Genomic DNA, 14531 nt, shown 5'->3' with positions numbered 1-14531 from the left:
TTTCGCCGTCCCGCCAAGGCAGCGGGACCCCGGCTCAAGGCTGGGGTGACGAGAACCTTACTTGACCGCCTTCACCACCGGCACGCGCGCCGCCGCGACGTACGCCGCGACCCCGCTCATCATCGCCGCGGCCACCAGCATCACCAGAACCTTCTTCATCGGGTCCCTCCTCCCATCAGATCACGTACGTCGCTAAGGCGCCCCGTCACCGCCGCCGCCGCCGCCATCGCAGGGCTGACCAGGTGGGTACGCGCGCCCGGCCCTTGCCGGCCGACGAAATTGCGGTTCGACGTCGACGCGCAGCGTTCGCCCGGCGGCACCTTGTCAGGGTTCATCGCCAGGCACATCGAGCAGCCCGGCTCGCGCCATTCGAAGCCGGCGGCGGTGAACACGCGGTCGAGCCCCTCGGCCTCCGCCTGCCGCTTCACCAGCCCCGAACCCGGCACCACCATCGCCCGCACGCCATCGGCGACGCGGCGCCCGTCGGCGACGGCCGCGGCGGCGCGCAGGTCCTCGATCCGGCTGTTGGTGCAGCTGCCGATGAAGACGTGCTGGATGGCGACGTCCTGCATCCGCGTTCCCGGCGCCAGGCCCATATAATCGAGCGACTTCTGCGCCGCCTCGCGCTTCGCCGGATCGGCGAAGCTGTCGGGCGCGGGCACCGCGCCGGTGATCGGCACGACGTCCTCGGGGCTCGTCCCCCAGGTCAGCGCCGGCGCGATGTCGCTCGCATGCAGCGTCACCACCTGGTCATAGGTCGCGCCCGGATCGGTCGCCAGCGTCCGCCACCACGCTACCGCGCGCTCCCAGTCCTCGCCCTGCGGCGCCATCGGCCGCCCCTTCAGGTACGCGAAGGTCGTCTCGTCGGGCGCGATCAGCCCGGCACGCGCGCCGCCCTCGATCGACATGTTGGCGATCGTCAGTCGCCCCTCGACCGACAGCGCGCGGATCACCTCGCCGGTATATTCGATGACGTGACCGGTGCCGCCCGCCGCGCCGATCTTGCCGATGATCGCCAGGATCACGTCCTTCGCACTGACACCGAAGCCCAGCGTCCCGTCGACGCGAACTTCCATCGTCTTCGACGGCGACAAGAGCAAAGTCTGCGTGGCGAGCACATGCTCGACCTCGCTCGTCCCGATGCCGAAGGCCAGCGCCCCCAGCGCGCCATGCGCCGAGGTATGGCTGTCGCCGCACACCAGCGTCGTCCCCGGCAAAGTGAAGCCCAGCTCCGGCCCGACGACATGGACGATACCCTGCTCCGCCGCGGTCGCATCGATGTAATCGATGCCGAACTCGGCAGTGTTCCGCCGCAGCGCGTCGAGTTGCTGCGCGCTTTCCGGGTCGGCGATCGGCAGCAGCTGGCCCGCCGCATCGACCCGCGGCGTCGTCGGCAGATTGTGGTCGGGCACCGCCAGCGTCAGCTCGGGCCGCCGCACCGGCCGACCGCTCGCACGAAGCCCTTCGAACGCCTGCGGGCTCGTCACCTCATGGACGAGGTGGCGGTCGATATAGACGAGACAGGTGCCGTCGTCGCGGCGTTCCACGACATGGGCATCCCAAATCTTTTCGTACAATGTCTGTGCGCGAGTGGCCATGATGCCGGCGGCGTTAACCGAAAGCTGCGCCGAGGCCAAGGCAAGTCGGCCTTTCATTGCGCAAAGCTCGTCATCGTCGCGGAGCCAATCGCCGCCATCGACGTTGCGCCAGGTTAGGAAACCCAGCCGTCGCCGATGCGCGCGCCAACCGAGGAACACGCATCATGGCGACCGCAGCCGCCCCCATGGCCGCCGACCGACGCCCCGCCCCGGTCGACGCGGTCAAGCGCCCGCTCGACGCGCTCAACTTCTTTCTGGCCGATGTCCGTGACGGCCTCGGCCCCTATCTCGCCATTTATCTCGTCGCGGTGCGCGGGCCGACGCATGGCTGGAACGAGGCGACCGCCGGCCTCGTCATGACGATCGCCGGGCTTGCCGGGCTGGTCGCCACCACCCCCGCCGGTGCGCTGGTCGACAAGATCCGGGCGAAGCGAGCGCTGCTCGTCGTCGCCGCGCTGATCGTCACGCTGGCGTCGGTGTCGCTGCCCTTCGTCCATGGCTTCGCGCTCGTCACGACGACCCAGGCGCTCGCCGCCGCCGCCGGCGCGGTCTTCGCCCCCGCGATCACCGCGGTGACGCTCGGCATCGTCGGGCCCAAGGCGTTCACCCGCCGCGTCGGGCGGAACGAGGCGTTCAACCATGCCGGCAACGCCGTCGCCGCCGCGCTCGCCGGCGTGCTCGCGTGGAAATTCGGACCGCAGGTGGTGTTCTGGCTGATGGGGGGCCTTGCCCTGCTCTCGATCGGCGCGACGTTGACCATTCCTGCCGACCGCATCGACCACGATGTCGCCCGCGGCCTGTGCGACGACGACGATTGCGCGCCGACCCCGCCGCCGTCCGCCTGGAAAGTGCTGACCGGCACCCGCGCGCTACTCGTCTTCGCGCTCGGCGCCTTCGCCTTCCACCTCGCCAATGCCGCGATGCTCCCCTCGGTCGGCCAGCTCCTCGCGCGCGAGGTCGGCAGCGGCCAGGCGACCTCGCTGATCGCCGCCTGCATCGTCGGCGCGCAGCTGGTGATGGTGCCGGTCGCGATCCTCGTCGGCCGCTTCGCCGACCGGATCGGGCACAAGCCGATCCTGATCGCCGGCTTCGCGGTGCTGGCGTTGCGCGGCGCGCTCTACACGCTGTCGAACGATCCCTGGTGGCTGCTCGGCGTCCAGCTGCTCGACGGCGTCGGCGCCGGCATCTTCGGCGCGCTGCTGCCCGTCGTCGTCGCCGCGGTCACGCGCGGCAGCGGCCGCTTCAACGTCGCCCAGGGTGCGGTGGCCACCGTCCAAGGCCTCGGTGCCGCGCTCAGCACCACCATCGCCGGCGCACTGATCGTCTGGGGCGGCTATGCCACCGCCTTTCTGGCGCTCGCCGCGATCGCCGGGGCCGCGCTGGTCCTGTTCTGGTTCGCGATGCCCGAGACTGCCGAACGAGGCGTCGAGACTATCTGATCTTTAACCCATGTAAGCGATCGTTGCGATACAAGCCTGCCGATCTATCGTATACGATATCGACCCGGATCGGCCGGGCGCTTTTTGGGGGATCACGTCGTGACGTTGCGCGTCCTGCTCGCTTTCGGCATCTCGGCGGTCGCCGCCTTGGGCGCCGTCGCCGCCATCGCTCAACAACAGGGCGGGGAAGCGACGCCGCCCGATGTCGTCGTGACCGGCAGGGCAGACGGCAAGCTGAGCGCCGGCCTGTGGGAAATCCACCTGTCGCGCAGCTACGCCTATGGCCAGACGAGCAATACGAACGAACGGTTCGCCGCGGGTCACGAACAGACCTATCGCTTCTGCCTGCCCGACACGCAGGTCGAGGTGGTTGCGCGCGCGCTGACCGGCGAGGGCCGGTCTTCCACTATGGGGGCGACGCAATGTTCCGCGCTGGCGATCGAAACCGGCAGGGGCAAGCTGATCGCCCGGCAAAGCTGTTCGGGTCTGACGATCCCGAAGCCGACGGCGCCGACCTCGCTGATCGAATCCGAATCCGCCACCGCGATCGACACCTGCGGATGGCGCAGGTCGACGGCGCAATCGGTCCCCGCGACCAGCAAATTGAGCGTCCAGGGCCGCTATTCCGCCGATCGTCTACAGCTCGATTTCCTGGACGAGCGGCAACCGGTGTGCCTCGACCCATCCTATCAATCGCGTCCCTATGGCCGCCAATGGACGATCAGCGGCAGCCGCATCGGCGATTGCACCACCGCCAAGGCCGAGGCGCAGCCCAAACCCTGATCGCCGGCGCCTTCGCGCGTCCGACGAACGCTTCCGCGACACCGGCGTCAGGCCCTCAGGTCTTGCGTCACATCGCCGACCGCGTTGACCTCCACCTCATGCGATGGCTCGCGAAACGTCTCGGCCAGCGCCTGGCGCTCCCACTCGCGCATCGCCGGATGGTCGAGGACCGCCGCCACCCAGCGTCCGCCCGCCTCGCCGACGTCGATGCCATAGGTCCGCACCCGGAACGCGACCGGCGCATAAAAGGCATCGACCACGGTGAACGCCGGGCCCGCCAGCCATGGCCCGCCGAACCGCGTCAGTCCCTCGTCCCACAACTCGGCGAGGCGCGCGACATCGCGTGCCAGCGCCGCCGAACCGCCGCGCGGCGCCACGCGCTGGCCGACCGTCATCGTCCGCTCGTTACGCAGCGCCGAAAAGCCGCCGTGCATCTCCGCCACCGCACACATCGCCCAGGCCTGCGCCGCCTCGTCCGCCGGCCAGACGCCCTCGTGCCGCTCGGCGAGGTACAGCGCGATGCCCAGCGAGTCCCACACCGTCCGCTCGCCATCGACCAACACCGGCACCTGCCCGGTCGGCGAAAAGGCACGGAAGGCGTCATAGTTGTTCATCGCCGCAAACGGCTCGATCCGGTCGTCGAAGGGGATGCCGAGCGCGGTCATCAACACCCAGGGCCGCAGTGACCAACTCGAATAGTTACGATTGGCGGTGATCAGTTGATAGCTCATCCGCGTGTTTCCTTGCCCGGCAGCGTCGCGACCCATGCCTCCAGCGCCGCCGCATCGGTCATGTCGCCGGTGTAGCGATGTGCCGGCACCTGCGGCACGTTCGATCCGCGCTCACGCCCGCGATATACCTTCATCGGCACCGCGATCGTCGCCAGCCGGCTCGGCAGCTGGTCCTGGCGGATGTCCATGTACAGCGTGTCGGCGCTCGTCTCCTGCCCGATCTGTACCGCGCCCAGCGCCTTCCACAGATCGACCGCATCGAGGCACGCCGAGCCGCAGCCCCAGTCCGTCAGCACATAGATCGGTCCCTTGACCGGCGGTGGCGCCGGCACCGTCGCCGCGGCCTTGGCGGCCGGCTCGGGTTCGTCGACCTCGCGCCACAGCGGCCGGCCCGCCTTCACCGCGGTGCCGATCCCCGTCGCGACCTTCTCCGCCCAGCGCCGCGCGTCGGGCGAGGCATCAGGCGCGGCGAACTGACGGCGATATCCTTCGAGCGTCGCCAGATTGGCCGGGCTGGCCCGCCAGTCGACGCCCTCCGAACGGTCGGGCAACGCCTCGACCGCCGCCTTGCCCCACAGCACGTCGGCGATCTGGTGCGCCCAGTCCGACGATCCGCCGCCATTGCCGCGCAGGTCGAGCACCACGGCCGGCGCCGTGGCGATACCGGCCCGATCGCTCGTCATCCCGGCGATCAGCGGCCGCAATGCCTTGGCCGTATCGCTCGCCGGATCGCCGTCGAAGCTCGACATCGCGAACCAGCGCGTTCCGTCGGCGAGCACCCGCGCACCGATCAGCGGCCGCACCCGCGGTGCCGTCGCATTGAGCCGAGTGTCGAATTCGGCATCGGGCAACGGCCGCCATGCCAGCGTCACGCTGCGCACCATGCCACCGACGTCGAAGCGGCAACGCGCCGGCCGCTTCACGAACGGATTGCCAGCATCGACGAACAGCCGCCCGCCCGTCAGCATGCGCTGGCTCGACAGTGACCAGCGCCCGCGAAACCCGCCCACCACCTCCTCGGCCAGCCTTGCCGCGGGTCGCCCGTCGCAATCGACCAGCCTCGCACCCAGCGGCACGGGCGCATCGTCGGCCCGCGTGCGCACCAGCTGGCGCCCGGCGCCGTCGAAGCCGGTCAGGAATCCCGGCCATCGCAACGGCAAGGCCAGTTTGTCGGCGAAACCGATCTGGACGTGACCGTCATCGAACGACGCCGCATAGCCACGCAGCGTCGCCAGATAGCCGGGGAAATCGCGCACCTGCGCCGCCCGCTGCTCGGCCAGCGCCAATGCCGCCGCCTCGCGCGCGTTGAAGCCGGGATCGAGCCGGTTGACCGACCCCGCATGGTTCGCCGCGATCGACGCGTGGAAGGCGCGAAGATCGCCCAGCGTCGCCGCCTGCCACGCCGCCGGCATCGAGGGCACCGCCGGCTCGGCGTCGGCCGCCGCCGCCAGCGCGAGCATCATCATCCACGTCATCGCCAATCCCCCCGGTCGGCCGTCCGATACCTAGAGCGCGACCTCGTAAGCCGCCGTCGTCTTCGCCGCGACCTCGTCCGCGGTCACGCCGGGCGCCAGCTCGATCAGCCGGAACGGCGACTCGTGATCGGGCCGCTGGAACACCGCCAGGTCGGTGACGACCATGTCGACGACGTTCTTGCCCGTCAGCGGCAGCGAGCAGCTCTTCAGGAACTTCGGGTCGCCGTTCTTGCTGGTGTGCTCCATCACCACGATGATCTTCTTGACGCCGGCGACCAGGTCCATCGCGCCGCCCATCCCCTTGATCATCTTGCCGGGGATCATCCAGTTGGCGATGTCGCCATTCTCCGCGACCTCCATCGCGCCCAGCACGGTCAGGTCGATGTGGCCACCGCGGATCATCGCGAAGCTCTGCTCGCTGCCGAAATACACCGACTGCGGCAACTCGCTGATCGTCTGCTTGCCGGCGTTGATCAGGTCGGGATCGACCTCGTCGTCATAGGGGAACGGCCCGATGCCGAGCATGCCGTTCTCGCTCTGCAGCGTCACCGTCATGCCGGCGGGGATGTTGTTCGCCACCAGCGTCGGGATGCCGATGCCGAGGTTCACATAATATCCGTCGCGCAGTTCCTTGGCGGCGCGCGCGGCCATCTGGTTGCGATCCCAGGCCATTAGTTGGTCGATCCTTGCATCGGAGTGATGGAATTGAATTGCTCGCGCAGCTCCTCGCCCAGCCCGTCGACGATCCGCTGCAGCGCCGCGTCCTCGGCCATGTCGTTGGTGCCGGCATAGGCCTTGGCCGCGTGACGGACGGTATCGGCGATCAGATGCCCGAACATATGCGGATCGGCGAGCAGCCCGGCATCGATGAACACCGTCGACCCTGCCTGGTGCGTCACCCACACCCGCATCACTTCCGCCGATTGCTTCGTCAGCGGCGCATTCGCAGGGATACGGATCGCGCCGGGACGCGGCTTCTTGATGCCGTTCACGGATTGGGGCTCCAGCGGACCGCCGGCGGGAACACCTCGTCGACGCTGCCCTTCAGCGCAGTGCCGTAGACCGGGTTGGGCAGCATGAACCACCCCGCGCCCCATTCATCCGCGATCGGATCGGCCAGCGCCGCCGACCGCCGCGCCGCCGGCGACGCCGCGAGCGCGCCGGTATTGAACAGGTCGCTGAAATCGCCCAGCTGGTCGCCGACCAGCGCGACCACGCAATAGCGCTCCGCGATCCGCCAGCGCCGCGCGTCCTTGCCGCTGCCCTGGCCGTCGGTGCGCAGCCACAGCGTCTCGCCCGGCACTGCCTCGCCCAGCCCCGCGCGCTTCAGCGCATCGGCGGTCGCCGCCGCGCTCGCCTCCGACCGGTTCGAGTTGAACACCACCGCGATCCCCGCCGCCCGCGCCGCGTCGATCGCCTGCTTCGCGCCCGGCACGGCACGCACCTGCCCAGCCCCGGTCAGCTCCCAGCGCCGCCAGCGCGCCTCGTCATAGCCGCCCCCGCGCCCCGCCTCATCGGCTTCGTAGCCAAGGTTGAGCAGCACGGTTTCGTCGATGTCGAGCACCATCGCCAGCTTCTTCGTACCGCACGGCACGAAGCGCGGCGCGGCCAGCGTCGCGCCCTCCGCGAGAACCACCGAATTGGGTTCGATCTTCAGGTCACGCAGCCGCGCCTCGGCCGACAGGTGATTGCGCAGCGCACGATAGCCCTGGACGTCGAGCGCCGCCGCCTCGCCCGAGCCATAGAGATATTGCATCCCCGCAGGCGCCGCCGACCCCGGCACTGCCTGAACCACAACCGGCGCACCCGGCGCCGGCAGGGTCGAGCCCTGCGGCAAAATCGTGAAGCTGCCCTGCGGCACCGGCGTGTTGCGCGCCTGCGCCTCCAGCCGCTTGCGCTCGGCCTTGCGCTCGCGCCGCGTCAGCGTGCGACCGTCGTCGCCACTCCGCCCCGCAACCTGCTTCCCCCCGATCGCCGCCCCCGCCACGACCGGCACCGCCAGCGCCACGCAGCTCGACAGCAGCCCGCCCGCCGCCGCCAGCATCGCGATCCGAGCGACGCGCATCAGTGCTGTCCCGTGGTCACGACGCCGCACGTCAACGACCCGTCTGCCTGCGCCTGCCGCAGCTCGGCCATGCGGGTGGCCCCATCGATCGTGGCCATGTCGATCCCGGCGGCGGCCGTCGTCATCGCTGCCGTCACCCGCTCGGCCGCGGCGCGCAACAGGGGCTCGCTCGCCGATTGCATGCTCGTGCCGATCGCCCCGAGATAGGGCGCCAGCGTCGTCTGCCGCTGCTCGGCGGTCTGGCCGATCGCGCTTCGCAACACCGGCGCCGGTACGGCGGAGCGATAGGCCGCTACGATATTGGCCCGCCATTGCGGCAGCGTCTGACTGACCGCGGACTCGAACGCGGGCCTCAGCGCGGCACAACCCTTCTGCATGCCGAGCGCATAGAAGGACTGGGGCACGCTCTGCGTGGTGAACAGCGTCCGCGCCAGGAAGGCGCGAAGCTGCGCCTCGGGCATCGCGACGGCGGCGATGCTGGCGTCGGAGATGTCGCTCGCGGCCGGCGGTTGCTGAAGCGGAACCGCCATCGGCGCGGCGAACGCCAACGCCGCTGCGAACATCATCACGCGCTCACCCGCTCGCGCGTCGTGCGGAACTCGATCTTCTTGGCGTACGGCGCGCCGACGATCATCCGCTTCACATAGATGCCCGGCAGATGGATGCAGTCGGGATCGAGGCTCCCGACCGGCACCACTTCCTCGACCTCGGCGACGCAGACCCGCCCCGCGGTCGCCATCGGTTGGTTGAAGTTGCGCGCGGTCTTGCGGAAGATCAGGTTGCCGCTCTCGTCGGCCTTCCAGCCCTTGATGATCGACAGGTCGGCGCGGATACCGCGCTCGAGGATATATTCCTCGCCGTCGAACACCTTCACTTCCTTGCCCTCGGCAACCTGCGTGCCGACGCCGGTCTTGGTGTAGAAGCCCGGAATTCCTGCCCCGCCCGCGCGGCACCGCTCGGCGAGCGTGCCCTGCGGGCAGAACTCGACCTCCAGCTCGCCCGACAGATACTGGCGCTCGAACTCCTTGTTTTCGCCGACGTAGGACGAGATCATCTTCTTCACCTGGCGCGAGCGCAGCAGCTTGCCGAGCCCTTCGTTGTCGATCCCCGCATTGTTGCTGGCGATCGTCAGATCCTTCGTCCCCGCCGCCTGGATCGCGTCGATCAGCCGCTCGGGGATCCCACACAGGCCGAAGCCGCCGGCGCAGATCGTCATGCCATCACGCAGCAGGCCATCGAGCGCCGCCGCCGCATCGGGATAGAGCTTGTTCATGGCGGGGGTGGATAGCGGGGGTGAGCGACGCCGCCAAGTCCTCCCCCAGCTTGCTGGGGGAGGGGGACCGCCGCCGAAGGCGGTGGTGGAGGGGCAGAGGCAGGCCGCGTCGCTTGTGTCTGCCCCTCCACCATGCCGGTGGCATGGTCCCCCTCCCCGAGCGAGCTCGGGGAGGAATTACGACAGTGAACCACTCTCCATCCCCAACACCTGCTCCAACTCACCCAGCGCCTGGCGCTCGCCCGTTACCTTGATCGCGGCCATCCCCAGCCCCGCCGCACCCTTGCAGTTGACCCCGAGGTCATCGAGGAACACGCACGTCTCCGGTGCCACCCCCAACCGCTCGCACGCGATCGCATAGATCAGGGGATCGGGCTTGCGGACGCCCTCGACGCTGCTCTCCACCACCACCTCGAACCGCGCCAGCACGTCGGCGAGGAGCGCCGCCTTCGCGGGGTCGCGTGCCATCCCCGGCCCGTCGCCGCTCGGCACGTTGTTGGTGATGCAGCCGATCCGAAACCTCAGCGCCACCAGCCGGTCGAGCGCGCGCACCATTCCCGGCCGGATGTCGCCGACCAGCACCGCCAGCACGTCCTCGCCGCGTAACGCATGGCCCAGCGCGCGCGCCTCCTCGGCAAAGCGAGTGTCGAACGCCGCCGCATCGATCTCGGCGCGCTCGAACAGGGCCCAGGCGTTGCCGTCGGGGTCGGTAGCGTTAATCCGCCGGATCAGCCCCGCCGGCAGCCCCCGCTCCGCCTCCAGCCGCGCGAACGCCTCGAACGGCGAGGTCGTGATGACCCCGCCGAAGTCGAACAAGACCGCCGTTCGCTCGTTCAAGACACCAGCTCCAGCCCCGGTCGCGACCAGCGCGTACTCACCAGCCGCCCCGTGCCCGAGCAGGTCACATAGGCGGTACGCCGATCCGCGCCGCCCCAGCAGATGTTGGTCGTGAAGGGATCGTCGGTCGCGACGAATTCGACCAGCTCGCCCGCCGGCGACACGACGCTGATCCCGCTCTCGCCGATGGTGGCGACGCAGATGTTGCCGCCCTCCTCGACGCCGAGTGAATCGAAGAATTTGTATCCCGCCGGCCGGTACAGCGGGATGCCGGCGCCACCCAGCCCCGCGGTCTGGTCGACCTCGCCCGGCCCGGTCACGCGAAACGCCATCAGCCGGCAGGTATAGGTTTCCGCCGCGTAGAGCGTCGCGCCGTCGGGCGACAGGCCGATGCCGTTGGGGTTCTCGCTCGGGAAGACGACTTCCTTCAACAGGCCGCCGTCCGCATGCGCGTAGAAGATACCGGTCACGTCGCGCTCGCGCGGCCGCGTCTTGCCATGGTCGGTGAACCAGAAGCCGCCATGCCGATCGAAGACGATGTCGTTGGGGCCCTTCAGCGAACATCCGAAATCGCCGTCGCGATACAGCACCTCGACCGCGCCGGTGCGCGGATCGATCCGCTCGATCTGCCCGCCGCTGTAATCGTCCGCCTGCCCGTGCGGCACCAGCAGTCCGCTCGCATCGCGCCAGTTGAACCCGCCGTTGTTGCAGCAATAGAGCATCCCGTCCGGCCCCATCGCCAGCCCGTTCGGGCCGCCGCCCGGCTCGGCGACGGTTTCGGTCGAGCCATCTGGCAAGATCCGCGTGATCCTGCCCGCCGCGATCTCGACCAGCACGACGCTGCCGTCGGCCATCGCCACTGGGCCCTCGGGAAAGCGCAGCCCGCTCGCGACCGTCGTCCACTCCACCATCGACCTCTCCTTTATCTGGTTCTCGCCCGCCAGTGGGGAGGATTTATCCCGAGGAGTCTGTCCTACAGCCGACCGATCGGCAATGGTTCGGCGCACCCGAATCACATGGAACGGAACGAACGAGACCGTCCATATACGGGTACTTACCTTCGTTACCTTTGGGAGAGACGAGACGTGACCGAGACCCGCACCGGCGGCCGAATCCTCGTGGACAATCTGATCGCCCAGGGCTGCGATCGGATCTTCACCGTGCCGGGCGAAAGCTTCCTCGCGGTGCTGGACGCGCTTCACGACACGCCGCAGATCGATCTCGTCGTCTGCCGGCAGGAGGGCGGCGCCGCCTTCATGGCCTGTGCCGACGGCACGCTGACGCATCGCCCCGGCGTCGCCTTCGTCACCCGCGGCCCGGGCGCGACCAACGCCTCGATCGGGGTCCATGTGGCGATGCAGGATTCGCAGCCGATGATCCTGTTCGTCGGCGACATCGATCGCGGCACGCGCGACCGCGAGGCGTTCCAGGAAATCGATTTCCAGGCGATGTTCGCGCCGATCGCCAAATGGGCCGCGCGCATCGACGACGCTCGTCGCATCCCCGAATATGTCGCCCGTGCCTACGCCACCGCCGTCTCCGGCCGCCCCGGCCCGGTCGTGCTGGCGCTCCCCGAAGACATGCTGCTCGATACCGTCGAGGCGATCGACCGGCCGCGGATCGATCGCCCGGCGCAGGGCGTCGACCCCGACGTCATGCAGCGTCTCGGCGACCTCCTCGCCACCGCGGAGCGCCCGGTGGCGATCGTCGGCGGCGCCGGCTGGGACCTGGTCGCCTCGCAGGATATCGCCGCCTGGGCCGATCGCACCCGCGTGCCGCTCGCCGCCGCCTTCCGACGGCAGGATGCGGTGCCCAACGACTGCCCCGCCTACGCCGGCAATCTCGGCTATGGTCCGAACCCCAAGCTGGTCGAGCGGATCAAGGCGGCGGACCTGCTGCTCGTGATCGGCCCCCGCCTGGGTGAAGCGACGACCGATGGCTATACGCTGGTGACGCCCGACCATCCCGACCAGCGGCTCATCCACGTCCACCCCGACCCGAACGAACTCAACCGCAGCTATCGCGCCGACCTGTCGATCTGCGCCGGCATGGCCGAATTCGCGGAAGCCTTGATGTCGCTCGACGGCCCCGCGCACCCCCATGGTGCCGAGGCGCACGCCGAATGGCAGGCCTGGTCGACGCCCGCGCCGCGCGGCGACGTCGCGATGGACCTGGGGCCGTGCGTCGCGGCGATGCGCGACGCGCTGCCTGCCGACACGATCATCTGCAATGGCGCTGGCAATTATTCGGGCTGGTGGCACCGTTACTGGCATTATTGCGGCCCCGGCACCCAGCTGGCACCGACCGCCGGGGCGATGGGCTACGGCCTCCCCGCCGCCATCGCCGCCGCGCTGCGCAAGCCCGAGAAGACCGTGGCCGCGCTCGCGGGCGACGGCTGCTTCCTGATGAACGGGCAGGAATTGGCGACGGCCGTCGCGACGGGTGCGAACCTGCTGGTGCTCGTGATCGACAACGGCTGGTACGGCACGATCCGCATGCACCAGGAGCGCGAATTCCCAGGCCGCGTCGCCGGCACGCAACTGGCCAACCCAGACTTCGCGAAGTTGGCGAGCGCCTATGGCTGCTGGGCGGAAACGGTCGAAAAAACGGAACACTTCGCCCCCGCCCTCGCCCGCGCACGGGCACGACGCGGCATCCGCCTCCTCCACCTGAAGACCGATATCGAGGCGATCACCAACGGCACCACCCTCACCGCCATTCAGAACCGTCCGCGCTGACCATACGCCTCCCCTCCCTGAAAGGGAGGGGTCGGGGGTGGGTCAGGAGCCTCGCCGAGCACAGCGCTTGCGTCGAAGACCCGCCCCCAGCCCCTCCCTTCCAGGGAGGGGAGCGAGTTGGTTTCGAACCCCGCCGCACGCCACAAACAAAAAAAAGGGCCGCCCGGTCGCCCGGACGGCCCTATCTCTCTATCGGTGGGAAACGATCAAATGTCGTCGCCAAGCGCGCCCTTGACCGAGCCCTTCATCTGCTCGCCCTTGCCCTTGGCCTGCTGCGCTTCGCCTTCGGCCGCGAGCTTCTCGTTGCCCTGATGCTCGCCGATTGACTCCTTCACCTTGCCGATCGCCTCGTTGACGTTGCCTTTGATCTTGTCGGTCAGCTCGCCCATGATACATCTCCACTCGCGAGACTGCGGCGCCGCTTTCCGGGCCGCTTGAATCTGCCATGGACCAACGACGAAAGCGGAACGATGTTCCGCCTCAGATCAGCCCCGCCAGCGGCGAGGATGGATCGGCATAGCGCCGCTTGCCCATCCGCCCGGCACGGTACGCCAGCCGCCCGCTCTCGATCGCGGCACGCATCGCGGCGGCCATCATCACCGGGTCCTTGGCCTCGGCGATCGCGGTGTTCATCAGCACCCCGTCGCAACCCAGCTCCATCGCCAGCGCGGCGTCCGATGCCGTGCCGACGCCGGCATCGACCAGCACCGGCACGCTCGCCCCTTCGACGATCAGCCGGATGGTGACCCTGTTCTGGATGCCGAGCCCGGAACCGATCGGCGCGCCCAGCGGCATGATCGCCACCGCGCCGGCATCCTCCAGCCGCTTCGCCGCGATCGGATCGTCGACGCAATAGACCATCGGCAGGAAGCCCTCCTTGGCCAAAATCTCCGTTGCCCGCAGCGTCTCGACCATGTCGGGATACAGCGTCTTCGCCTCGCCCAGCACCTCCAGCTTGACGAGGTCCCAGCCCCCCGCCTCGCGCGCCAGCCGCAGCGTGCGGATCGCCTCGTCGCCGGTGAAGCAACCCGCGGTATTGGGCAGATAGGTGAAGCGCTTGGGATCGATGAAGTCGGTCAGCATCGGCGCCTTGGGATCGCTGACGTTGACGCGCCGCACCGCAACCGTGACGATCTCCGCCCCCGACGCCTCGACCGCCGCGGCGTTCTGCGCGAAGTCCTTGTACTTGCCGGTCCCGACGATCAGCCGCGACTGGAACGTCCGGCCCGCGACGGTCCAGCTGTCCTCGTCCGCCACCGCCGCGACATGGTCGCCGCCGCCGACGAAGTGGACGATCTCCAGCTCGTCGCCGTCCTCGACCATCACCTCGCCCAGCGTCGAGCGCGGCACCACCTCCAGGTTGCGCTCGACCGCCACCTTCTCGGGCACCAGGCCCATCTGCTCGGCAAGATCGCGCAAGGACAGGCCGGCGGGCACGCGCTTGTGCTCGCCGTTGACGGTGATGGTGACGGTATCGTCGCTGTGCGGCATGTCTGCTGTTCCCACCCGGATCGCCCGCCGGTTCACGCGTCTCGACTTCGCGAGACACCAGCGGGTAAGGATGCCCGCGATCTAGGCGTGCCCAACCGCCC

15 protein-coding genes are annotated in these 14531 nt (G+C 69.3%); 3 read left to right on the top strand and 12 right to left on the bottom strand.

Features of this window, described 5'->3' with window-relative positions:
* Positions 1-155 precede the first annotated feature (155 nt).
* The gene (gene leuC, locus GGQ80_RS06050; protein ID WP_183983016.1) at positions 156-1598 is read right to left on the bottom strand and encodes a 3-isopropylmalate dehydratase large subunit; all 1443 of its coding nucleotides are present in this window, start codon (positions 1596-1598) and stop codon (positions 156-158) included.
* A gap of 164 nt (positions 1599-1762) precedes the next feature.
* On the opposite strand from leuC, the gene GGQ80_RS06045 reads away from it, so the two are divergent.
* Together GGQ80_RS06045 and GGQ80_RS06040 are read left to right on the top strand one after the other, a co-directional pair.
* Positions 1763-3037 (top strand): MFS transporter, encoded by a 1275-nt coding sequence (locus GGQ80_RS06045; protein ID WP_183983015.1) that lies wholly within the window; start codon positions 1763-1765, stop codon positions 3035-3037.
* Between the two features lie 99 nt (positions 3038-3136).
* Positions 3137-3820, top strand: a complete 684-nt coding sequence (locus GGQ80_RS06040) for a hypothetical protein (protein WP_183983014.1) — start codon at positions 3137-3139, stop codon at positions 3818-3820.
* Positions 3821-3867: 47 nt separating this feature from the next.
* On the opposite strand, the gene GGQ80_RS06035 is transcribed toward GGQ80_RS06040, so the two are convergent.
* The 9 genes from GGQ80_RS06035 to GGQ80_RS05995 all read right to left on the bottom strand — a co-directional run bounded on the left by GGQ80_RS06035 (position 3868) and on the right by GGQ80_RS05995 (position 11112).
* A complete protein-coding gene (locus GGQ80_RS06035) occupies positions 3868-4551 on the bottom strand; it encodes a glutathione S-transferase family protein (protein ID WP_183983013.1) in 684 nt (227 codons plus the stop codon).
* Entirely contained in the window at positions 4548-6026 is a 1479-nt protein-coding gene (locus GGQ80_RS06030) for a S41 family peptidase (RefSeq protein ID WP_246346907.1), read from the bottom strand. The genes GGQ80_RS06035 and GGQ80_RS06030 overlap by 4 nt, the downstream gene beginning before the upstream one ends.
* Before the next feature lie 30 nt (positions 6027-6056).
* Positions 6057-6698, bottom strand: coding sequence for a 3-oxoacid CoA-transferase subunit B (locus GGQ80_RS06025; protein ID WP_183983012.1), 642 nt, complete (start codon positions 6696-6698; stop codon positions 6057-6059).
* Positions 6698-7018 carry a DUF5076 domain-containing protein gene (locus GGQ80_RS18595; RefSeq protein WP_183983011.1) on the bottom strand — a complete coding sequence of 107 codons (321 nt, stop codon included), beginning with the start codon at positions 7016-7018 and terminating at the stop codon, positions 6698-6700. The genes GGQ80_RS06025 and GGQ80_RS18595 overlap by 1 nt, the downstream gene beginning before the upstream one ends.
* The gene (locus tag GGQ80_RS06015; protein WP_246346906.1) at positions 7015-8091 is read right to left on the bottom strand and encodes a 5'-nucleotidase, lipoprotein e(P4) family; all 1077 of its coding nucleotides are present in this window, start codon (positions 8089-8091) and stop codon (positions 7015-7017) included. Before GGQ80_RS06015 ends, GGQ80_RS18595 begins: the two co-directional genes overlap by 4 nt.
* Entirely contained in the window at positions 8091-8657 is a 567-nt protein-coding gene (locus tag GGQ80_RS06010; protein WP_183983010.1) for a hypothetical protein, read from the bottom strand. The genes GGQ80_RS06015 and GGQ80_RS06010 overlap by 1 nt, the downstream gene beginning before the upstream one ends.
* Positions 8657-9364 carry a CoA transferase subunit A gene (locus GGQ80_RS06005; RefSeq protein WP_183983009.1) on the bottom strand — a complete coding sequence of 236 codons (708 nt, stop codon included), beginning with the start codon at positions 9362-9364 and terminating at the stop codon, positions 8657-8659. Before GGQ80_RS06005 ends, GGQ80_RS06010 begins: the two co-directional genes overlap by 1 nt.
* 177 nt (positions 9365-9541) lie before the next feature.
* Complete coding sequence (locus GGQ80_RS06000; RefSeq protein ID WP_183983008.1) at positions 9542-10201, bottom strand: HAD-IA family hydrolase; 660 nt, start codon at positions 10199-10201, stop codon at positions 9542-9544.
* On the bottom strand, positions 10198-11112 hold the full coding sequence (locus GGQ80_RS05995; RefSeq protein WP_183983007.1) for an SMP-30/gluconolactonase/LRE family protein: 915 nt from the start codon (positions 11110-11112) through the stop codon (positions 10198-10200). Before GGQ80_RS05995 ends, GGQ80_RS06000 begins: the two co-directional genes overlap by 4 nt.
* A 174-nt stretch (positions 11113-11286) precedes the next feature.
* Between GGQ80_RS05995 and GGQ80_RS05990 the strand changes: the two genes are divergently transcribed.
* Positions 11287-12939 carry a thiamine pyrophosphate-binding protein gene (locus tag GGQ80_RS05990; RefSeq protein ID WP_343050891.1) on the top strand — a complete coding sequence of 551 codons (1653 nt, stop codon included), beginning with the start codon at positions 11287-11289 and terminating at the stop codon, positions 12937-12939.
* A gap of 206 nt (positions 12940-13145) precedes the next feature.
* On the opposite strand, the gene GGQ80_RS05985 is transcribed toward GGQ80_RS05990, so the two are convergent.
* Positions 13146-13328 (bottom strand): CsbD family protein, encoded by a 183-nt coding sequence (locus GGQ80_RS05985; RefSeq protein ID WP_183983005.1) that lies wholly within the window; start codon positions 13326-13328, stop codon positions 13146-13148.
* Between the two features lie 91 nt (positions 13329-13419).
* Complete coding sequence (gene thiS / locus GGQ80_RS05980; RefSeq protein ID WP_183983004.1) at positions 13420-14430, bottom strand: sulfur carrier protein ThiS; 1011 nt, start codon at positions 14428-14430, stop codon at positions 13420-13422.
* Positions 14431-14531 lie beyond the last annotated feature (101 nt).

Origin of the sequence: Sphingomonas jinjuensis, assembly GCF_014197105.1 — a bacterium.
GTDB lineage: Bacteria > Pseudomonadota > Alphaproteobacteria > Sphingomonadales > Sphingomonadaceae > Sphingomonas > Sphingomonas jinjuensis.
Note: the sequence above shows the minus strand (reverse complement) of the source record. Positions and strands in the feature narration are given on the sequence as shown.